The 20,011-nt window shown below is 68.6% G+C and carries 17 protein-coding genes; 3 read left to right on the top strand and 14 right to left on the bottom strand.

The features are described from left to right. Positions 1-3 precede the first annotated feature (3 nt). On the top strand, positions 4-1,710 hold the full coding sequence (locus AMYHA_RS16330; protein ID WP_084037300.1) for a bifunctional 3'-5' exonuclease/DNA polymerase: 1,707 nt from the start codon (positions 4-6) through the stop codon (positions 1,708-1,710). Between the two features lie 192 nt (positions 1,711-1,902). On the opposite strand, the gene AMYHA_RS16335 is transcribed toward AMYHA_RS16330, so the two are convergent. The 6 genes from AMYHA_RS16335 to AMYHA_RS16360 form a co-directional block, all read right to left on the bottom strand. Further along, complete coding sequence (locus AMYHA_RS16335; RefSeq protein WP_034272275.1) at positions 1,903-2,913, bottom strand: MBL fold metallo-hydrolase; 1,011 nt, start codon at positions 2,911-2,913, stop codon at positions 1,903-1,905. A 118-nt stretch (positions 2,914-3,031) separates the two neighbouring features. After that, a complete protein-coding gene (locus tag AMYHA_RS16340; protein ID WP_034272278.1) occupies positions 3,032-3,448 on the bottom strand; it encodes a CoA-binding protein in 417 nt (138 codons plus the stop codon). Positions 3,449-3,469: 21 nt separating this feature from the next. Continuing rightward, positions 3,470-4,288: a nicotianamine synthase family protein gene (locus tag AMYHA_RS16345; RefSeq protein WP_084037302.1), complete on the bottom strand. Its 819-nt coding sequence runs from the start codon at positions 4,286-4,288 to the stop codon at positions 3,470-3,472. Positions 4,289-4,399: 111 nt separating this feature from the next. After that, a complete protein-coding gene (locus AMYHA_RS16350; protein WP_034272284.1) occupies positions 4,400-5,227 on the bottom strand; it encodes an SDR family NAD(P)-dependent oxidoreductase in 828 nt (275 codons plus the stop codon). 58 nt (positions 5,228-5,285) lie between these two features. Further along, entirely contained in the window at positions 5,286-7,040 is a 1,755-nt protein-coding gene (ctaD, locus tag AMYHA_RS16355) for an aa3-type cytochrome oxidase subunit I (RefSeq protein ID WP_034277566.1), read from the bottom strand. Positions 7,041-7,116: 76 nt separating this feature from the next. Further along, positions 7,117-7,410, bottom strand: a complete 294-nt coding sequence (locus tag AMYHA_RS16360; protein WP_034272287.1) for a WhiB family transcriptional regulator — start codon at positions 7,408-7,410, stop codon at positions 7,117-7,119. Between the two features lie 95 nt (positions 7,411-7,505). On the opposite strand from AMYHA_RS16360, the gene AMYHA_RS16365 reads away from it, so the two are divergent. Further along, the gene (locus tag AMYHA_RS16365; protein ID WP_034272290.1) at positions 7,506-8,129 is read left to right on the top strand and encodes a phosphoribosyltransferase; all 624 of its coding nucleotides are present in this window, start codon (positions 7,506-7,508) and stop codon (positions 8,127-8,129) included. Here AMYHA_RS16365 and AMYHA_RS16370 read toward each other — a convergent pair. The 5 genes from AMYHA_RS16370 to AMYHA_RS16390 form a co-directional block, all read right to left on the bottom strand. Then, complete coding sequence (locus AMYHA_RS16370; RefSeq protein WP_034272293.1) at positions 8,092-8,763, bottom strand: dienelactone hydrolase family protein; 672 nt, start codon at positions 8,761-8,763, stop codon at positions 8,092-8,094. The genes AMYHA_RS16365 and AMYHA_RS16370 overlap by 38 nt on opposite strands. Continuing rightward, the gene (locus tag AMYHA_RS16375) at positions 8,760-9,266 is read right to left on the bottom strand and encodes a hypothetical protein (RefSeq protein ID WP_051399998.1); all 507 of its coding nucleotides are present in this window, start codon (positions 9,264-9,266) and stop codon (positions 8,760-8,762) included. The genes AMYHA_RS16370 and AMYHA_RS16375 overlap by 4 nt, the downstream gene beginning before the upstream one ends. Positions 9,267-9,272: 6 nt before the next feature. Next, the gene (locus AMYHA_RS16380) at positions 9,273-10,601 is read right to left on the bottom strand and encodes an NAD(P)/FAD-dependent oxidoreductase (protein WP_034272296.1); all 1,329 of its coding nucleotides are present in this window, start codon (positions 10,599-10,601) and stop codon (positions 9,273-9,275) included. Between the two features lie 80 nt (positions 10,602-10,681). Next, entirely contained in the window at positions 10,682-11,899 is a 1,218-nt protein-coding gene (gene fahA, locus AMYHA_RS16385) for a fumarylacetoacetase (protein ID WP_034272299.1), read from the bottom strand. A gap of 78 nt (positions 11,900-11,977) precedes the next feature. Further along, complete coding sequence (locus AMYHA_RS16390; protein ID WP_034272302.1) at positions 11,978-12,967, bottom strand: TIGR03557 family F420-dependent LLM class oxidoreductase; 990 nt, start codon at positions 12,965-12,967, stop codon at positions 11,978-11,980. 213 nt (positions 12,968-13,180) lie between these two features. Between AMYHA_RS16390 and AMYHA_RS25910 the strand changes: the two genes are divergently transcribed. Beyond that, positions 13,181-13,897 (top strand): Rv0361 family membrane protein, encoded by a 717-nt coding sequence (locus AMYHA_RS25910; RefSeq protein ID WP_157362166.1) that lies wholly within the window; start codon positions 13,181-13,183, stop codon positions 13,895-13,897. A 119-nt stretch (positions 13,898-14,016) separates the two neighbouring features. On the opposite strand, the gene icmF is transcribed toward AMYHA_RS25910, so the two are convergent. The 3 genes from icmF to AMYHA_RS16410 form a co-directional block, all read right to left on the bottom strand. Further along, positions 14,017-17,274, bottom strand: a complete 3,258-nt coding sequence (gene icmF, locus AMYHA_RS16400) for a fused isobutyryl-CoA mutase/GTPase IcmF (protein WP_034272305.1) — start codon at positions 17,272-17,274, stop codon at positions 14,017-14,019. Between the two features lie 90 nt (positions 17,275-17,364). Beyond that, a complete protein-coding gene (locus AMYHA_RS16405; protein WP_034272308.1) occupies positions 17,365-19,323 on the bottom strand; it encodes a beta-propeller domain-containing protein in 1,959 nt (652 codons plus the stop codon). Positions 19,324-19,385: 62 nt separating this feature from the next. Next, a complete protein-coding gene (locus AMYHA_RS16410) occupies positions 19,386-19,946 on the bottom strand; it encodes a GTP-binding protein (protein WP_034272311.1) in 561 nt (186 codons plus the stop codon). Between the last annotated feature and the right edge of the window lie 65 nt (positions 19,947-20,011).

Raw genomic sequence — 20,011 nt, forward strand, 5'->3', positions numbered from 1 at the left:
AGAATGTCCCGCGTGGACATCGTCGTGGCGGAGCAGGAGAAGCAGTCGAGCGACGGTGACCCGCTGTACGAACTCCGCGCGGTCGCCCGGGCCGCGCAAGAGTCGGAGCGAGCCACGGCGCCGCCGCACGACCTCACCGCGCACGATCTCGCCGCACGGATCGCCGAGCACGACACCGGAAACACCACGTGGGTTCTGCCGAGTACGGATCGCATCTATCCGAGGCTGCTGCGGCACGGCATGCGGCTCCGCCGCTGCCACGACGTCGCCCTCGCCGAACGTCTGCTGCTCAACAGTCAGGGGCGACACGACGAACCGCACGGGCTCGCCGCCGCGTACGCCAGGGCGCGCGGTCTGCCACCGCCATCCGACGCGGAAGACGACACCGCGGACGCCACCGGCCAGGCGGCCCTGTTCGCACCACGCGGAACCGGCCTCCCGGATGACGTCACGCCCGCCGAGGCAACGGAGATCGTCCTTGCCGAGCAACACAGCGCGATCCAGCGCGCCCCAGCGCCTGAGCGCTTGCGACTACTGATCGCGTCGGAGTCGCAGAGCGCGCTGGCCGCGGCCGAGATGTCGCAGCACGGGCTGCCATGGCGCGCGGACATTCACGACGCGGTGCTCACCACACTGCTCGGCCGCCGCGTGGCGAACGGACGTCCGAGCACGCTCGCCGACTTGGCCGACCGGATCTCCGAAGCATTCGGCACGCCGGTCAACCCGGATCATCCACCGAGCGTTGTGCGTGCGTTCCGCCGCGCGGGGATCGACGTCCCGTCCAGCAGGGCGCACGTGCTCAGAGATGTCGACCACCCTGCCGTCGTACCGCTGTTGGAGTACAAGGAACTCGCCAGGCTGCATTCCGCGCACGGTTGGTCGTGGCTCCGTGAGTGGGTCCACGATGGACGGTTCCGAGCCGCCTACGTCGTCGGTGGCGTGGTGTCGGGGCGCTGGGCGACCAGGGGCGGTGGCGCGTTGCAGATCCCGAAGGTGCTGCGTACCTGCGTGCGGGCTGATCCGGGCTGGCGGCTGGTCGTCGCGGACGCCGCGCAGCTCGAACCACGCGTGCTCGCCGCACTGTCTGGGGATCGGCGGCTCGCGGACGTCTCGGCGTCGTCGGATCTCTACGCCAGCATCGCGGCGGACGCCTTCGGTGGCGAACGCGGCCGCGCCAAGATCGCGATGCTGTCCGCGCTCTACGGCGGCACGTCCGGTGAGGCTGGCCCGTTGCTGGCGCGGCTGCGCACCCGGTTCCCCGACGCCGTGCATTACGTCGAGCACGCGGCAGCGGCGGGCGAGCGCGGCGAACTGGTGCGCTCCCGGCTCGGCAGGACGTCGCCGCCGCCGTCGGAGCAGTGGCGTGCGCTGACCGGCAACGCCGACGCGGGTGTGGCGGCGCACCGCGCGTCGCGGGAGTGGGGCCGGTTCACCCGCAATTTCGTGGTGCAGGCCAGCGCGGCGGATTACACGTCGGTGCTACTGGCGCTGCTGCGCCGCGCACTCGCACATCACGCGCCGGACGCCGAGCTGGTGTTCTTCCAGCACGACGAGCTGATCGTGCACTGCCCCGCCGAGGACGCGGAGGCCGTCGCGGGCCTGTTCCAGTCGTGCGCCGACGAGGCGGGAACGCTCACGTTCGGCGCGCGCTGCCCGGTGCGGTTCCCGTTGGAAGCGACGCTGGTGGACTGCTACGCCGACGCGAAGTGACGGTCGCGAGCGAGGAACACGGCGTCGGGAACGGGGGACACGGGGTCGGGAACGCAGGACACAGCGTCGGGAACGCAGGACACAGCGTCGGGAACGCAAGACACAGCGTCGGGAACGCAAGACACAGCGTCGGGAACGCAAGACACAGCGTCGGGAACGCAAGACACAGCGTCGGGAACGCAAGACACGGCGTCAGGGGTGGTAGTGGGCCACCCCGTCTCGCACGGTCTGCTCCAGCACGCCGGTCGTCGCGAGGTGTTCCAAATGCGCGGCGGTCTCGCCGATCGCGAGGAACTGGTTGAACGTCCCGAGTGTGTCGAACGCGCGGTGCTTGCCGGTCCACGTCAGCCGGGACGCCGACTCGTACGCGGTCGTCGCGCCCTCGGCCACGGTCCGCTGGGTGGCATCCAGTCGCTCGTCGTGGTGGCCAAGTAGCTCCTTGACCCGCACATGCACGCTGTCGGTCACCGGCCCGTGGGCGGGCAGCAGCATCATGTCGGGCAGTTCCAGCAACAGCCGCAACGACGCCAGGTACTCGGTGAGCGCGCTGCGGCGGATCACCGGCTGGAACCCGATCGACGGCGTGATGTGCGGCAGCACGTGGTCACCGGAGAACAGCAGCGAGGCGGCCTCGTCGGCGAAGACGATGTGCCCCGCGGTGTGTCCCGGCGTGGGCACCGCGCGCAGCGTCCGAGTGGTCAGCGCGATATCCGTCTCGGTGTCCAGCCACTCGTCGGGCAGCTGGTAGACCTCGCGGGAGTGGCTGGGGTCGATGCCGATGTCGCGCATCGACACCTCATCGGGGATGCCCCACCGGCGCGGTTCGCCCAGCTCGCGCGAAGTGCTGCCACCCAGGATCGCCTCGATCGACTCCCGCTCCGCCGCACCGAGCGTGATCGGCGTGCCGTACTCCTCGCGCAGCGCGATCGCGAGCGTGTAGTGGTCGGCGTGCATGTGCGTGACGAGAAACCGCCGAACGTCGGCGAAGTCGTGGCCCAGTGCGACGAGCGCGTCGCGCAGGTGCCCCTTGGCGTCGGCGTCGTTCCAGCCGGAGTCGATCAGCACAAGGCCGTCGCCGTCATCGATCGCGTAGACGTTGACCGCGCGCAGGCCGTCGTTGGGCATCGGCAACGGAATCCGGTGCACTCCTGGCGCTACCGGCTGCGGGCCGGGCTCGGTCCACGGTTGGGTGTCGAAAGGCATCCGGCTCCGATCTCAGGCGAAACCCGTCCCCTCGACGCTACCCAAATAAACGCTCGTTAACAACGATGGTCGTGTCACATCGCCAGGAACGCCACTGACCGGAGCCCGCGCCGCCAGGTCACCCCAGCCCGAGCCGAGGCAGCTCGATCGCGGGACACCGATCCATCACCATGTCCAGCCCCGCACGCGTGGCCCGCTCATACGCGTCCTCGTCGACCAGGTCGAGCTGGAACCACACCGCCTTCGCGCCGACGTCCACGGCGGCGTCGGCGTACTGCCCTGCCTCGTCGGCGCGCCGGAAGACGTCGACGCAGTCCACGCTGAACGGGATGTCCGCAAGCGTGGCGTACCCCTGCTCACCGTGCACGGTCGCGGCGCTGGGGTGCACCGGAACGACGCGCTTGCCCGCGCGCTGCAACGTCTTCGCCACGCCGTACGCGGGCCGCGCCGGGTTATCGCCGAGCCCGACGATCGCCCAGGTCTCGCAGCCGGTGAGGATGCGGCGGATGGTGTCTTGGTCTGTCCACGGTTCCACGCCGCCAGTCTGCCGCGCCAGCTACGCTCGCGCCACGAGCACCGAGTTGACCACGTCGGAATGCGGGTGAACTTCCAACTCGACCCGTAGGCCCGCGAGATCCTCCGCTCGCACGCACGGGTACAGCAGCGAGCGCAGCCGCACGGCCGACCGGGCCAGCACCAGCGTGCCGGGGCGCAGCAGCCGCGCCAACCGCGCGCTGACCGCACGCTTGCCCGCCGCGTCCTGCCCCACCAGCGCGGCCAGCACCACGACGTCACAACCGTCGATGCCCTCGGCGCGCAACACGTCTTCGCTCGCCGCGACGTCGAGGTCGGCGTGCGCGGCAGTGGCGTCGACACCCAGCGCCGCCGTGAGCTTGCCGCCCAGTTGGAGGCTGTCCAGGTCGCGATCGACGTGCAGCACCGAGGCGCCGTAGTCGCGGGCCAGCACGATGCCGGTCAGCGGCAGCGGGCCCGAACCAAGCACGGCCACCCGCCGGGGCAGTTCGCCGCCCGCCGCGATGACCGCGCCCAGCTCCATCCGCACCAGCTCGCGGTAGTTGTCCAGGTACGGAAACCGCGCCAGCTCGGCGTTCGGGTCATCGGCGGCGAGCACCCGCCGCGCCCAATGCTCCTCCAGCGCGGCCTCCCCCGCCGCGCATAACCTGCGCGTCGCGGGCGCCTCGTCGTCCAGTTGCGCCAGCGCCGAAGCGGCCAGCGGCGGCGGCGTGGTGCAGCACAGCCCGACCAGCTCGGTGAACAGTGCGTTCACCTCATGGCAGGGCCGCAGGTCAGCGGCCGATTCCAGTCGTGTCCGCAGTTGCCGCACGCGCTGCGATACCGCGCTGGCAGCACTCACCTGTGCCTCCGATCACCCACAGAGACACAATAATGGAACCCATTTTCATTAGGGTACCGGGGTGTGCTCGCACGGTTACCCAGGGCTATTCACCAATGAGCTGGCGAGGCGTCAGCGCGCCCGGGACAATCCCGCCTTCGCGGCCGTCTGGATCAGCCACTGATACCCGGAGCCCAGCGCACGCGGCATGAGGTCGAGACCGTAGGCGTCCGCACCAACCAGCACCTTCGCCTCATTCCGCCGCACACCCCGCAGGATGCGCTTGGCCGCGGCCTCCGGCGTGGTGCGGGCGATCTTGTCGAACAGCTGCGCCAGTTGGTCGGAGTCCTTGCCGGTCGCGGCGCGGGCGTTCTTGGCGATGTTGGTCTTGATCCCACCCGGGTGCACGCAGCTCACGCCGACCGGGTGACCGGCGATGCGCATCTCCTGCCGCAGCGCCTCGGTGAAGCCGCGCACCGCGAACTTCGTGGCGTTGTACGCGCTCTGGCTTGGCACCGCGATCAGACCGAACACGCTCGAGACGTTGACGAGGTGACCGTCACCGGAATCGATCAGGTGCGGCAGGAACGCCTTGGTCCCGTGCATGACGCCCCAGAAGTTGATGTTGACGATCCACTCGAAGTCGTCCCAGCTCATCTCCGTGACATCAGCGGTCAGGGCGACGCCCGCGTTGTTGAACACCAGGTTGACCCGGCCGAACTCACCCGCGACGGCATCGGCATTGGCGTGGACGGCCTCCCGGTCAGCGACGTCGAGCACATCGTGGCGCACCGTGACGCCCTCGGCCTCGCACAGCTTCACGGTCTCGGCGAGCCCGGTGACGTTGACGTCGGAGAGCGCGAGCTTCGCCCCGCCACGGGCCAGCTCAACGGCCAGCGCCCTGCCGATCCCCGACCCGGCCCCGGTAATGACTGCGACTTTGCCATCGAACGACTTCACTGGCCCGCCTTTCGTTCCGCTGATGCGATGAGCGGAACGATAACCTACTAACAGTAAGTTAGCTAGACGGCGGTGTCTCGGATGACACCTTCGCTGGACGGGGCGCGCCGAGCAGACCGATGTGGCCTTCATCGTGGAACCGCTCGGTCATGTGCGGGTAGTGCAGCTCGAACGCGGGCCGCTCGGAGCGAATACGCGGCAGTTCGGTGAAGTTGTGCCTCGGCGGCGGGCAACTGGTCGCCCACTCCAGCGAGTTGCCGAAGCCCCAGGGGTCATCGACGTCGGCGCTGTCGCCGAACCGGTAGCTGCGCACCACGTTCCACAGGAAGATCAACATGGACGCACCCAGCAGGAACGAGCCGCTGGTCGAGATCATGTTCAGGGTGGTGAACCCGTCACCTGGCAGGTAGTCGGCGTAGCGCCGGGGCATGCCCTCGTCGCCGAGCCAGTGCTGCACGAGGAACGTCACGTGGAACCCGACGAACGTCGTCCAGAAGTGCCACTTGCCGAGCGCTTCGTCCATCATCCTGCCGGTCATCTTCGGGAACCAGAAGTAGACACCGGCGAACGTCGCGAACACGATGGTGCCGAACAGCACATAGTGGAAGTGCGCCACCACGAAGTAGCTGTCCTGCAGGTGGAAGTCGAGTACCGGCGCGGCGAGGATGACCCCGGTGAGCCCGCCGAGCAGGAACGTCACCATGAAGCCGAGAGACCACAGCATCGGCGTCTCGAAACTGAGCTGACCGTGCCACATGGTGCCGATCCAGTTGAAGAACTTGATGCCGGTCGGTACCGCGATCAGGAAGGTCAGGAACGAGAAGAACGGCAGCAGCACCGCCCCGGTGGCGAACATGTGATGCGCCCACACCGAGAACGACAGTGCCGTAATAGCCATTGTCGCCAGCACCATCAGCTTGTAGCCGAACAGCGGCTTCCGGCTGAACACTGGCACGACCTCGGTGATGATGCCGAAGAATGGCAGCGCCACGATGTAGACCTCGGGGTGGCCGAAGAACCAGAACAGGTGCTGCCACAGGATCGCGCCGCCATTGGCGGGGTCGAAGACGTGCGCGCCGATATGCCGGTCGGCGGCGAGCCCGAAGAGCGCCGCGGTCAGGATCGGGAAGGCCGCGAGGATCAGCACGCTGGTGAACAGGATGTTCCAGGTGAAAAGCGGCAACCGCCACATCGTCATGCCCGGCGCCCGCAGGCAGACGATGGTCGTGATCATGTTGACCGCGCCCAGAATGGTGCCGAGACCCGACACGATCAGCCCGAAGATCCACAGATCCCCGCCGATACCCGGCGAGTACACCGCGGTGGACAGCGGCGCATAGGCGGTCCAGCCGAAGTCAGCGGCGCCAGCGGGCGTCAGGAACGATGAGACCACGATGGTGCCGCCGAACAGGAACAGCCAGTACGAGAAGGCGTTGAGCCGGGGGAACGCGACGTCGGGCGAGCCGATCTGCAGCGGCAACACGACGTTGGCGAAGCCGAACAGGATCGGTGTCGCGTACAGCAGCAGCATGATCGTGCCGTGCATGGTGAACAGCTGGTTGTACTGCTCGGCCGAGAGGAACTGCATCCCCGGCTGCCCCAGCTCGGCGCGGATCAGCATCGCCATCGCGCCGCCGAGCATGAAGAACGCGATCGACGTGACCAGGTAGAGGATCCCGATCTGCTTGTGATCGGTGGTGCGCAGCAGCCCCAGCAGTACGCTGCCCTTGGATGCGCGTACCGCTGGCCTGCTGGGTACTGGCTTCGCCACCTCGGGGGGTTGCGCGAGGCGGGATTCCCGTGTCTCTGTCATCGCAGTGTGACCTCGGGACCAGTGTCCGTCACATCCGCTGCCGTGGCCAGAGGGCAGCTGTGGTCAATCCGCGTGATCACGCCGCGGTGATGCGTTTCCGGCGCGCGATCGCCGCCCACCGTTCCGACTCGTCAAGGCCGCCCCAGATGCCGAAAGGCTCCTCGGCGGTCAACGCGTGATGGCGGCACTGCACTAGGACGGGGCATGTCCGGCAGACCGCTTTCGCCGCCGCGATCCGCGCGGAGCGAGCGCGGCCACGCTCGGCGTCGGGATGGAAGAACAGTTCGCTGCTCGCGGTGCGGCAGGCGCCGTAGCGCTGCCAGTCCCAGTTGTCCGCGACGGGGGTGGGCAGTCGCGATGTCTCGGCCACGCCGGGGTCACCTCCTTGCTCTGTTGCGGGCATCAGAGGAGATACCCATTTCCGCTCGGGTCGAATCACGCGCCGATCAGAGAGACCATGGAAAAGTGACGTTCACCGATCGCACCGAAGCAGGCGAGAAGCTGGCCGCCGAACTCTCGCGCCGCGGGTGGAGCGACCCGGTGGTGCTGGCACTGCCGCGCGGCGGGCTACCGGTCGCCGCGATAGTCGCCGCGACGCTCGACGCTCCGCTTGACGTCGTTGTCGCGCGCAAGATCGGCGCGCCGGACCAGCCGGAACTCGCGGTCGGCGCGGTCACGGCGGACGGCGTCTACCTGCTCGACGACGCGACGCTCAGCGCACTCGGCCTGCGCAGGCCGGACGTCGCCGACCAACTCACCGCGGCGACGGCGGAGGCACGCAGGCGGCAGAACCGGTTCGGCGCGGCCGACTCGCCACCGTTGTCCGACCGGGACGTGATCATCGTCGACGACGGCCTCGCCACCGGCATGACGGCGCTGGCAGCCGTGCACACCGTGCGCGAGCACAATCCTCGCTCGATCTGCCTCGCCGTGCCGGTCGGCTCCTCGGCGGCGGTGCGACGTCTCGAGGCGGCGGCCGACACCGTGGTGTGTCTGAGTCAGCCGCGCCGGTTCACCGCGGTCGGCCAGTGGTACCGCGACTTCCGCCAGATCAGCGACGCCGAGGTGGACTCGCTGATGGCTCGATGAGGTGCCGCTCGAACCACTCCCCCGCGTGCTCCGCGACTTCTTCCAGCGCGCCTTCCTCCTCGAACAGGTGACTCGCGCCCGGCACGACGCGCAGCTCGTGCTCCGCGTTCAGCCGGGTGGCCGCCTGCTGGTTCAGCGTGAGCACCTGCGGGTCGCGTTCCCCCACGATCAGCAGCGTCGGCGCCCGCACACCCGGCAACTCATCACCAGCCAGGTCGGGCCGGCCGCCCCGGGACACAACGGCCCGCACCAGCTCGGGACGGCGCGCCGCCGCGCACAGCGCCACGGCAGCACCTGTACTCGCCCCGAACACCCCGATCGGCAGTCCCGAAGTGGCCGCGTGCCCCACGACATGCTCCAGAGCCCCAATCAACCGGGGTGTCAGCGAATCGATGTCAAAGCGGAACCGCCCGCCGCGCTGCTCGTGCAGTTCCTCGTTCACGTCGAGGAGATCGAACAGCAACGTCGCCAGCTGCCTGTCCTGCAGCGACCTGGCGACCGCGCGGTTGCGGCCGCTGAACCGCGAGCTGCCGGAGCCGTGCGCGAACACCACCGCGCCGATCGCGTCGGCGGGCACCACCAGGTCGCCGGACAGCTCGGTGCCGCCGCTTCCGATGGTGACCGGCACCGTCACGGCAGTCCCCCGCCGACGCCGCCGAACTCGCCCGACTCGCCGACGAGGTCGGTGACGGCCACCACGACGTCCGGGTGTCCCAAGGTGCGCGGCTCCGGCTCGCCTTCGGTGCCGAGCACGCTGATCCGCACGCCGTCGTCATGGAGTCTGCTCACGGACTCTGGCACCGTGCCAGGGTCGACGAGCAGCAGTGAACGCGGCCGGTGCGCCTGACAGAAATCGACCGCCACCGCCGCGCCGGTACCACCCGCGACGACGTCAAGCGGCAACCGCGCGGCGGCGAGCTCGTGCGTCTTCTGGGTGGCCTCGGCAAGCGAGTCCATCGCGGGCAGCCGGCACCACAGCACTTGGTGCCGCCACAACAGGTGGTGCCAACTCGCCGGCACGTCGTCGTGCTTGGCCAGCCCGTCCGGGTCGAACACCATGATCGCGGGCCCTCCGGCGAGACCCGCGGTCACCAGCGAGGGACCGACCTCGCGCGGGTGGGTTTCGAACTCGGCCATTCCGCATCAGTCCTTCCGCGACCCCGCACTGGCCCGGCCGAACTCGCGACGCGGCTGGTGCAGTTCGCCGAGCGCGACGATCTGTCTGCGGAACGGCAGCGAGAGCAGCCAGTCGAAGCTGATCCGGACCTTGCGGTGCGCCGTCGGCATGGTCGCCAGGTGATAGGCCCGGTGCAATGCCCAGGCCGGCACGCCTTTCAGTTTCACACCGTAGATCTCGGCGACGCCCTGGTACAAGCCAAGGCTGGCGACCGAACCCGCGTAGGCGTGTTTGTAGCGACCAAGCCTGCCGCCGCGCAACAGCGACACGACGTTCTTCGCGAGGCGTTTCGCCTGCCGGGAAGCGTGCTGCGCCGAGGGCGGACAGGTCCGCGTCGGTGCGCGCGAGAGGTCGGGAACGGCCGCGCAGTCGCCAGCGGCGAACACAACGTCCTGTCCCTCGACCCGCAGGTCGGGACCACAGCGCACCCTGCCCTTGTCGTCGAGCGGGAGCCCGGTGTTGGCCAGCATCGGATGCGGCGCGACTCCCGCCGTCCACACCACGGTGTCGGCGTCGAACCCGGTGCCGTCCGAGAGCTTGACGTAACCGTCCGCGATGGACTCAAGGGTGGTGTTGAGGTGGGTCTCGAAACCCTCGTCACGCAGCAGATCCAACGTGTACTGGCCGAGCCCCTCGCTGACCTCGGGCATGATGCGATCGGCGGCTTCGACCAGCACCCACCGCATGTCCGACCGGTAGATCGTCTCGTAGTAGTCCGCCGCGGCGCCCGCCATGTCGGCCAGTTCTGCCAGTGCCTCGACGCCCGCGTAGCCGCCGCCGACGAACACGAACGTCAGCAGCTTCTCCCGCAGTCTCGGATCCAGCGTGCTCGCCGCGGCGTCCAATCGGGACAGCACGTGGTTGCGCAGGTAAATCGCCTCGCCCAGCGTCTTGAACCCGACCGCGTGCTCCGCGAGACCGGGGATCGGCAGCGTCTTCGACCACGAGCCCGGCGCGAGCACCAGAACGTCGTAGCCGATGTGACGGGTGTGGCCGTCGGCGACCTCGACACTGACCTTGCGCTCATCCGGCCGCGCCCCGATGACTTCACCGCTGAGCACCTCGCAGCCCGGCAGCGCCTCGCGCAGCGGAACGACGACATGGCGTGGTTCCACCGATCCAGCCGCTGCCTCCGCGAGGAAGGGCTGGTACGTCATGTAGGAGCGCGGGTCGATGACGGTCACGGTCGCCTCGTCGGACCGCAGCGTGGCACGCAGCGACCGGGCCGCGTTCATCCCGACGTGGCCGCCGCCGACGATCACGATCCGCGCGGGAGCCTCCGCCGCGTGGGTCATCAGCCTGCCTTCCGGGATCGGGGATCAGTCCACCTACGCGGTTACCCGATCGCGGCCGATCCAATCCCGGCGACCCGGCCTTACCTCACCGACGGCAGCACCCGCCCGGTCACCTCGCCGAACCCGATGCGGGCACCGTCCGGTCCATGCGCCGACGCCGAGATCGTCACGACATCGCCGTCGTTGAGATACGTCCGGTGCGTGCCGTCGCCGAGCAGCAGCGGCTCCGTCGCGTCCCAGGTCAGTTCCAGCAGCGAGCCGCGCTCGTCCGGCTCAGGCCCCGATACCGTGCCGGACGCGTAGAAGTCACCGGTGCGCAGCGACGCGCCGTTGATCGTCATGTGCGCCAGTTGCTGCGCCGCGCTCCAATACATCGACCCGAACGGCGGTCGCGCGATCACGTGACCGTTCAGCCGCACCTCCATCGTGATGTCCAGCCCCCAGTCGGCGTCCGGGACCAGGTACGGCCGCGGCTCAGGGTCCTGCGGCGGCGGTGGCACCCTGGCGTGGCGGAGCGCGTCCAGCGGCACCACCCACGGCGAGACCGACGTCGCGAACGACTTGCCGAGGAATGGCCCGAGCGGCACGTACTCCCACGCCTGGATGTCGCGCGCGGACCAATCGTTGACCAGGCACACGCCGAAAACGTGGTCCGCGAACCGCTCGATCGGCACCGGCGTGCCGAGCGCGCTCGGCGTCCCGACGACGAAGCCGACTTCGGCCTCGATGTCGAGCTTGCGCGTGGGACCGAACGATGGCGCGTCCTCGCCGGTCTGCTTGCGCTGCCCGCACGGCCGCACCACCGGCTGCCCGGACGCCACGACGGTGCCAGCCCTGCCGTGATAGCCGATCGGCAGGTGCTTCCAGTTCGGCGGCAATGCGGCCGAGTCGGGGCGGAAAATGCTGCCCACGTTGCGGGCGTGATGTTCGCTGGCATAGAAGTCGACGTAGTCACCGACCTGGAACGGCAGATGCAGGTGCAGGCCATGCCGGTCAAGCCGGTGCGCCAGCACCATCGGCCGGTGGGCCGGGTCGGTCAGCCACGTCGTGATGCGCTCCCGCACCGCACGCCATGTCGGCCTGCCCGCCGCGAGCAGCGGGTTCAGCACATCGGCGTCGAGCAACGGCGCGAAATCCTCGCCTTCGACGGCGGCGATCGCGGCCACATCCAGCACGCTGTCACCGATCGCGACGCCGATCTTGCGGGGGCCGTTCTCGGTGCGCGAATACACGCCGAACGGCAGGTTGGCCACACCGAACTCGCTATCAGGCGGCACGTCGAACCACGTCTCAGTCACGCTCCCAGACTAGAAGCGCGAACCGGACGACTGGGACCCGCCAAGCGACGGAAACAGCGGCGACGATCCGTCACATCCTCACGCGGTCAGCTTGGGCAGCACCTCCCTGCCGAAGACCTCAAGCCACTCTTCCTGGTTGCGCCCGACGTTGTGCAGGTAAATACGGGTGAACCCGGCGTCGATGAACTTCTGTAGTGCGGCGCGATGCACGTCGGGATCCGAGGAGATGACCATGCGGCCATCGAAGTCCTCGCGCCGCACCAGCTTGGCCATCTGCTCGAAGTCGAACGGCGAACGGATGTCGGCCTTGGGGAACTTCATGCCACCGTTGGGCCACTGATCGATCGCGTTCTTCCAGGCCTGCTCGTCGGTCTCCGCCCACGACAGGTGCACCTGGAGCAGCTTCGGCATCACGTCGGGGTCCTTGCCCGCCTTGCGCGCGCCGTGGGAGAAGTTGTCCACGATGCCCGCCAGCTTCTCCAGCGACGCGCCTGGCGTGATCAGCCCGTCGGCCAGCTCGCCGGTCTTGCGGGACGTGTACGGACCCGCCGCGGCGACGTAGATGGGCGGCGGTTCGTCCGGCATCGTCCACAGCCGCATCGTGTGCAGTTTGAAGAACTCACCGTTGTGCTTGACGTCCTTGCCGGTGAACAGTTTCTTGATGACGTCGAGCGCTTCCAGCATCCGCCGCACCCGCTCCGGGGCCTCCGGCCAGTAGCCAGCGAGAACATGCTCGTTCAGCGCCTCGCCGGAGCCGATGCCGAGCCAGTGCCGACCCGGATACAGCGCGGCCGTCGTCGCCGCCGCCTGCGCGACCAGCGAGGGGTGGAATCGAAATGACGGGCAGGTCACGCCAGGGCCGAAGTCGCCATCGGTGTTCTCGGCAATGGCGCTGAGCACGCTCCATACGAACGACGCCTCGCCCTGCGCAGGCACCCACGGTTGGAAGTGGTCGGCGGCCATCTGCCCGGAGAAGCCATGCCGTTCGGCGAGCGCGGCCAACCGGACCGACTCAGCGGGCGGGAACTGTTCTAGTGCGGCTGCGATGCCGATCTGTACCTCAGTCACGCCTCCAACCTAAGCGATCGCGACCGCGTTGTGGCAACATCAACGGCGATCCGCGCCGCCAGTGGAACCATTGGCGGGCACGGTCGCGTCCGAAATGTGTGAACTCGTCAGTGAATACGGGGGCGCGGAACGAGACGTGCCCGCCGGGAGTCGATACTGGCGCAAGCTACTCGCCCACTGAGGCGTTCGTGTACGAGTGACGGGGGATTCCACATGTCGCAACCACCCGGCCCGGAGGGGCCCTACCAGCAGCAGCCAGGGCAGGGCGGTTACGGCCCGCCGCCCGGCTACCAGCAACAAGGTCCGATGGGCTATCCGGGCCAGCCGGGTCAACAGCCTGGCTATCCGGGCCAGCCGGGTCAGCCAGGGCAACAGCCTGGCCAGTACCCGCAGCAGGGCCAGTACCCGCAGCAGCCGCCGGGGCAGTACCCGCAGCCCGGCCAATACCCACCGGGTTACGACCCGTTCGGCGGCCAGCAACCACAGCAGAAGAGCCCGCTGCCGTGGATCCTCGGCGGCATCGGCGCGCTCGTCATTCTCGGTGGCGGCGCACTGCTGATCGTGCTGCTGACCAGCGGAGGCGGGAGCCCCGAGCAGGTAGCGGACGATTTCGTCAGCGCCATGAACGAGCGCGACTCGGACACGTTGCTCGAGCTTGGCTGTGACGGCGAGGGGACGCGGGAAGAAGCGGACGAAGCCTTCGAGCGGATGGACACCCTCGCGGACGCGGGCGGGGCCTCGCAGGTGGAGTTCGTGTTCGAGCGGGGTGCGGTCACTGAGACCGGCGACACCGCCAGCGCGGAGATCACCCTTCGGATCGAAAACGCTCCCGAGGAGATGCAGGCCGTCATGCCTGACACCATCACCGGCCAGCTCAAGATGAAAGACGACGGCGGGTGGTGTGCCTCGGACTTCGTCGGTGGCAGCTGATCGAGGATTCTGAGCGCCTTACCGCGAAGTCGCCGCACTGTAACCCGGGACTCGCCGCACTGTAGCCCGGGACTCGCGGCACCGGAGCGCGGAACTCGCGCCTGGTGCCGCGAGTGGGGTCAGACGTTGCGGCGGTACTGGCCGCCCACCTCGAAGAACGCCTCGGTGATCTGTTCGAGCGAGCAGACCCGTGCGGCGTCCATCAGCACGTCGAAGACGTTCTCCCCACTGGTCGCGGCCTCTCGCAACCGCGCGAGCGCCTGCTGCGCGTCGGCCGCGTTGCGCTGCTGGAACTCGCTGAGCCGCTTGAGCTGGGACTGCTTCTCGTCCTCCGTCGCCCGCGCCAGCTCGACCTCGGTGACCTCGTCCTCGTCGCCACGGGGCGGCAGGAAAGTGTTCACACCGATGATCGGCAGCTCACCGGTGTGCTTGAGCCGCTCGTAGAGCATCGACTCATCCTGGATCTTGCCGCGCTGGTAGCCGGTCTCCATCGCGCCGAGCACGCCGCCGCGTTCCGAGATCCGTTCGAACTCAGCCAGCACGGCTTCCTCGACGAGGTCGGTCAGCTCGTCGACGATGAACGAGCCCTGCAGCGGGTTCTCGTTCTTCGACAGGCCCCATTCCTTGTTGATCACCATCTGGATCGCCATGGCACGGCGCACCGACGACTCGGTCGGCGTGGTGATGGCCTCGTCGTAGGCGTTGGTGTGCAGCGAGTTCGCGTTGTCGTACAGCGCGCACAGCGCCTGCAGCGTGGTGCGGATGTCGTTGAAGCTCATCTCCTGCGCGTGCAGCGAGCGGCCCGACGTCTGCACGTGGTACTTCAGCTTCTGCGAGCGCTCGTTCGCGCCGTAGCGCTCTCGCATCGCCACTGCCCAGATCCGCCGGGCGACCCTGCCGATGACGGTGTACTCGGCGTCCATGCCGTTGGAGAAGAAGAACGAGAGGTTCGGCGCGAAGTCGTCGATGTCCATGCCCCGCGCCAGGTACGACTCCACGTAGGTAAAGCCGTTGGCCAGCGTGAACGCCAGCTGCGTGATCGGGTTCGCCCCTGCCTCGGCGATGTGGTAGCCGGAGATCGACACCGAGTAGAAGTTGCGCACGCCGTGCTGGATGAACCACTCCTGGATGTCGGCCATCATGCGCAGCGAGAACTCGGTGGAGAAGATGCAGGTGTTCTGCCCCTGATCCTCCTTGAGAATGTCGGCCTGCACCGTGCCGCGCACGTTACGCAGCGCCCACTCCCGCAGCTCGGCGGCCTCGGCATCAGACGGTTCCCTGCCGTGCTCTGACCGGAACGCGGCCATCCGCTGATCGATCGCGGTGTTGAGGAAGAACGCCAGGATCGTCGGGGCAGGTCCGTTGATCGTCATCGACACACTTGTACTCGGCGAGGTCAAGTCGAAGCCGTCGTAGAGGACCTCCATGTCCTCCAGCGTCGCGATGGACACGCCCGACGTGCCGATCTTGCCGTAGACATCGGGACGGGTGCCGGGGTCGTGACCGTAGAGGGTCACCGAGTCGAACGCCGTGGACAGCCGCTTGGCCTCGGAGTCGGCGGAAAGGTATTTGAAGCGGCGGTTGGTGCGGAACGGGTCGCCCTCCCCGGCGAACATCCGCGCAGGGTCCTCGCCCTCCCGCTTGAACGGGAACACGCCAGCGGTGTAGGGGAAGTAGCCCGGCAGGTTCTCCCGCCGCAGGAAGGACAGCAGCTCGCCCCGGTCGGTGTAGCGCGGCAGCGCCACCCTCGGGATCCGGCTGCCGGACAGCGTGTCTCGCCAGAGCTGGGTGTGCAGCTCCTTGTCGCGGATCTGGACGACGAGTTCCTCGGCGCGGTAGGACTCCGCGAGCTCCGGCCACTCATCGAGCAACCGGGCGGACTCGTCGTCCACGTCGGACCGCGCGCGCTCCACCAGCCGTTCGATGGCGTCGGTATCGGCACCGTCCTCGGCGAGCGCGTCGCGGGCGCCGGCGAGCTGGTCGGCCTTGCGCACCGCGTCGACCTGCCGCCGGGTGCGCTCGTGGTAGCCGCGCACCGTCTCGGCGATCTCGGCGAGGTAGCGCGCCTTCGACGTTGGGATGATGGTGCTCGCGCCGGTGGAGACCTTGGTGTCCGCCGCGGGCAGCACGCCGGTCGACACCGACAGGCCCTCGTCGGCGAGCATGTCACGCAGGAATTGGTACAGCGCGGTCACGCCGTCGTCGTTGAACCGGGCGGCGCTCGTGCCGTAGACCGGCATGTCCTCCGGCGACGCGCCGAACGCCTCGCGGTTGCGCACCAGCTGGCGGGAGACATCCCTGCGCGCGTCCTCGGCACCCCTGCGCTCGAACTTGTTGATCGCGACAGCGTCGGCGAAGTCGAGCATATCGATCTTCTCCAGCTGCGACGCCGCGCCGAACTCCGGCGTCATGACGTACAGCGAGCGATCGACGTGGTCGACGATGCCCGCGTCACCCTGGCCGATGCCGGGCGTCTCGACGATGACCAGGTCGAACCCCGCTGCCTTGCAGGCCTCGATCGCGCCTGGCAGCGCGGCGGGCACCTCGCCGGACTTGGTGCGGGTGGCCATCGAGCGGAAGTAGATCGGCTCGCCCTCGCCGAAACCGGGCCAGTGGCCGAGGCAGTTCATGCGAATGCGGTCGCCGAGCAGCGCTCCCCCGCCCCTGCGTCGGCTCGGGTCGACGGCGATGACCGCGATACGCAGCTTGTCCTCCTGGTCGAGCCGGAAACGCCGCACCAGCTCGTCGGTCAGCGACGATTTCCCTGACCCGCCGGTGCCGGTGATGCCGAGCACCGGCACCGTCCGGTTCCGCGCCGAGGCGCTCATGGCCTCGCGCCAGTCGCCCGGCAGTTCATCCTGCTCCAGCCGCGAGATGACGCGGGCGAGTGTGGGGATGTCACCGGTGTGTAGCGCGTCGAGCGATCCCTGCTCGCGTGCGGCGAGGTCCTCGTCGCACTCCCTGATCATCAGGTTGATCATGCCGGGCAGACCGAGTTCCTGGCCGTCCTCCGGCGAGAAGATCCGGGCGACGCCACGCGAGTGCAGCAGGTCGATCTCGTCGCGGACGATGACGCCGCCACCGCCGCCGTAGACCTTGATGTGGCCCGCGCCGCGCTCGGCGAGCAGCTCGACGAGGTAGCTGAAGTACTCGACGTGCCCGCCCTGGTACGCCGAGATCGCGACGCCGTTGACGTCCTCGGAGATCGCGGCGCGCACGACTTCGTCCACCGACCGGTTGTGCCCGAGGTGAATCACTTCGGCGCCCTGCGACTGCAGGATGCGCCGCATGATGTTGATGGACGCGTCGTGCCCGTCGAACAGGCTCGACGCGGTCACGAACCGTACCGGGTGTTCCGGCTGGTGGAGTTCGGTCATACCCCCAAAATACTAGGACTTCCAACTATTTGGAAAGGTTCACGCCGATGTGATGGGCGCCACGAAGCGGCAACTCCCGCTGGGCATGGCTCAGCTGAACGGCACCCAGGCGCGTTGTTCCAGCGTGTCGAGGTCGCTGGCCATGACACCTGCCGCCGACACCGTCCACAGCGTGTCGCCGATGACCAGCGATCGGCGGATCTCCGCGCGCCACCGCTTCCCATCCGGGTGAGAGATGGCGCCGGCCTCGACCAGCCGGTCATCCTCGACGCGGAGCACCAGCGCGTGGTTCCTCGGGCGTTCGGCGGGCCTGCCGTCTCGCTCCGCCGGCCGCGGCCACGACGTCACCGGCAGCACCACGTGGCCGGTGTCCGGCCAGTGCAGGAATGCATGCGGATCGTGCTCCACCTCGGTGTGACTGTTCTTGACATGGTGCCGCGCGAGCCTGCTCGGCGCGGCGGGGTCGCCGGTGTCGAACAGGGACAGCTGCGTCCCTGTGGTCCGGCCCCGTTCGGTGGCCTCCTGGCCGACCCCGAGGAGCCGGTTCTCCCCCACCGGGTGCAGGTACGCCGAGTAGCCGGTGATCTTGAGTTCCCCTGTCGTCCGAGGCCGCCGCGGGTCGGACAGATCCAGCGCGTACAACGGGTCGGTTTCGCGGAATGTAACGACATACGCGGTGTCACCGAGGTAGCGCACCGCGTAGATCCGCTCGCCCTTGCCGAGCCCGTCGACCTGGCCGACAGGTGCCAGCCTCTCGCCGCGCCGGGCCAGCACGGTGACGGCGCTCTGCGAGCCCGGGCGCTCCCGCCACGTCTGCCCGGTCGTGGTCGCGACCCTGAGATACCCCTCGTGCTCGGACAGGGCGTATTGGTTCAGCAACGTCCCTTTCACCGCACCCGATGCCACGTAGGTCGGCGCGCCGTCACCCGAGGTGTCGAACTGGTGGATCATCGTGCGCTGTTCTCGCTCCGCGGGCACCGTACGAGCCATGGGCCAGGCGTCGACGGGGACACGGTCATCGGCGATGTAGAGGCTACCGCCGGTGCCGTACACGGTGCCGCCATCCGCGGTGACCGAGACCGAATCGCCCGTGTCCAGGTCACCGGCGAGGTCGATGGTCAGCACCGTCAGCAGGTTCGTGCCCGCGCCTGCCGCGGGGTGGTTGATGGCGGCGCAGTCGACGAGCCTGCCCGAGCGGGTGGTGTCGTCGCGATGAAGTTCGAACCGTGGCAACCAGTCCGCGAGTGATGATCGCCGGATGATCTCGCGGTTCTCGCGCAGCGACCGCTTCGCACCGTCACGGCCGCGCGGGTACTCGAAGTCCAGCCGTGGTGCCGAGCGCACCACCACCCTGGCGCGCGATCCGGTCTGCCTGGCGTCCAGATAGCTCCCGTCGACGGTCAGGCTGCCGACGAGGCGAGCCGCGTTCAGATCGACCAGCACCAGCGTGACACCGGTAGGGCCGTCGGCGGGTGCGCTGTGGGAGCGAGGCCGCGGGCCGAACCCGCCGGTCTGGGTGAACACCAGCGCACGGTCGCCGTGCAGCAGCAGGTCGTTCGCGTGACCACCGGGGATGCGCACCGATCCGGTGACTTGCTCCGTCGTGGCGTCGACCACGCGCAGTGTCCGGTCGACGAGCGTGACGATGCGCCGCCCGTCGGTCTTGACCAGGTCGGGTTCGTCGGCGTCGGCCTCGTAGCTGTTCGTCGACGAGTGCCCGGGCCCCTGCCGCGGCGCTGCCGCGACCGACTCGCGCGCGGTCTGACCCCGGCTCATGGCCATGCCGTCGGCGACGGCGATCGGGGGCGTCCCGAGGCCGGGCAGTCCGTACGGGCCTACCTTGTCGAGCGCGGCGCGACGGAATTCCGCGAGAGCGTCGTCGCAGGAGTCGAACGCGACAAGCGCGATGTCGTCGGCGGTGACGACCGGCGGCGGCGCACCGGGCGGATCACCGTCAGCGCGATCGACCAGCGCCGGACTGGCCGACGAGACCAGCAGCGCACCGAGCAGAATCAGGACTGCCGCACCGGCACTCGTTCGTCGTCTCATGACTCAAAGACGGACGAACCACACAGAAAGGTTGCCCGGCCGCACGCGGCGCCGAGCGCGACCTATGCCGTGCCGTCGCGGCGAGCGATCCACTGCTGCATGGCGTACTCCGTCATCGTGATCAACGACTGCTTGACCGACTCCCGATCGCGAGCGTCGCAGTGCACGATCGGCACCGACTCGTCGATAGCGAGGGCGTCCCGTACGTCCTCGACTCGGTGCGGTTGCCTTCCCTCGAAAGCATTGAGCCCTACCACGTACGGCAGGCCCCTGTCCTCGAAGAAGTCGACCGGCGCGAAGGAGTCGGCGAGCCTTCGGGTATCGGCGAGCACGACCGCCCCGATGGCGCCGCGTACCAGGTCGTCCCACATGAACCAGAACCGCTGCTGCCCCGGCGTGCCGAACAGGTACAGAATGAGGTCCTCGTCGAGCGAGACCCGGCCGAAGTCCATCGCAACCGTGGTCGTCGACTTGTTAGGTGTCGCGGCGAGGTCGTCGATGCCGGTACTCGCGTCGGTCATCATCGCTTCGGTGGTCAGCGGGACAATCTCGGAGACCGAGCCAACGAACGTCGTCTTGCCCGCTCCGAAGCCACCGGCGACCACGATTTTGGCCGACGTCATGGTTGGCGTCGCCGCCGTCGGTTGCGTCAGCTGATCAGTTGGGTTACTCACGTTCTACAAAACCA

Source organism: Haloechinothrix halophila YIM 93223, assembly GCF_000504245.1.
GTDB lineage: Bacteria > Actinomycetota > Actinomycetes > Mycobacteriales > Pseudonocardiaceae > Haloechinothrix_A > Haloechinothrix_A halophila.

Excerpts from the sequence above, each read along its gene's own strand:
- icmF (WP_034272305.1), bottom strand. The coding sequence starts at position 17,274 with ATGACCGAACTCCACCAGCCGGAACACCCGGTACGGTTCGTGACCGCG.
- ctaD (WP_034277566.1), bottom strand. The coding sequence starts at position 7,040 with ATGACAGAGACACGGGAATCCCGCCTCGCGCAACCCCCCGAGGTGGCG.
- AMYHA_RS16335 (WP_034272275.1), bottom strand. The coding sequence starts at position 2,913 with ATGCCTTTCGACACCCAACCGTGGACCGAGCCCGGCCCGCAGCCGGTA.
- AMYHA_RS16375 (WP_051399998.1), bottom strand. The coding sequence starts at position 9,266 with ATGGCCGAGTTCGAAACCCACCCGCGCGAGGTCGGTCCCTCGCTGGTG.
- AMYHA_RS16405 (WP_034272308.1), bottom strand. The coding sequence starts at position 19,323 with ATGAGACGACGAACGAGTGCCGGTGCGGCAGTCCTGATTCTGCTCGGT.
- AMYHA_RS16410 (WP_034272311.1), bottom strand. The coding sequence starts at position 19,946 with ATGACGTCGGCCAAAATCGTGGTCGCCGGTGGCTTCGGAGCGGGCAAG.
- AMYHA_RS25910 (WP_157362166.1), top strand. The coding sequence starts at position 13,181 with ATGTCGCAACCACCCGGCCCGGAGGGGCCCTACCAGCAGCAGCCAGGG.
- AMYHA_RS16380 (WP_034272296.1), bottom strand. The coding sequence starts at position 10,601 with ATGACCCACGCGGCGGAGGCTCCCGCGCGGATCGTGATCGTCGGCGGC.
- AMYHA_RS16330 (WP_084037300.1), top strand. The coding sequence starts at position 4 with ATGTCCCGCGTGGACATCGTCGTGGCGGAGCAGGAGAAGCAGTCGAGC.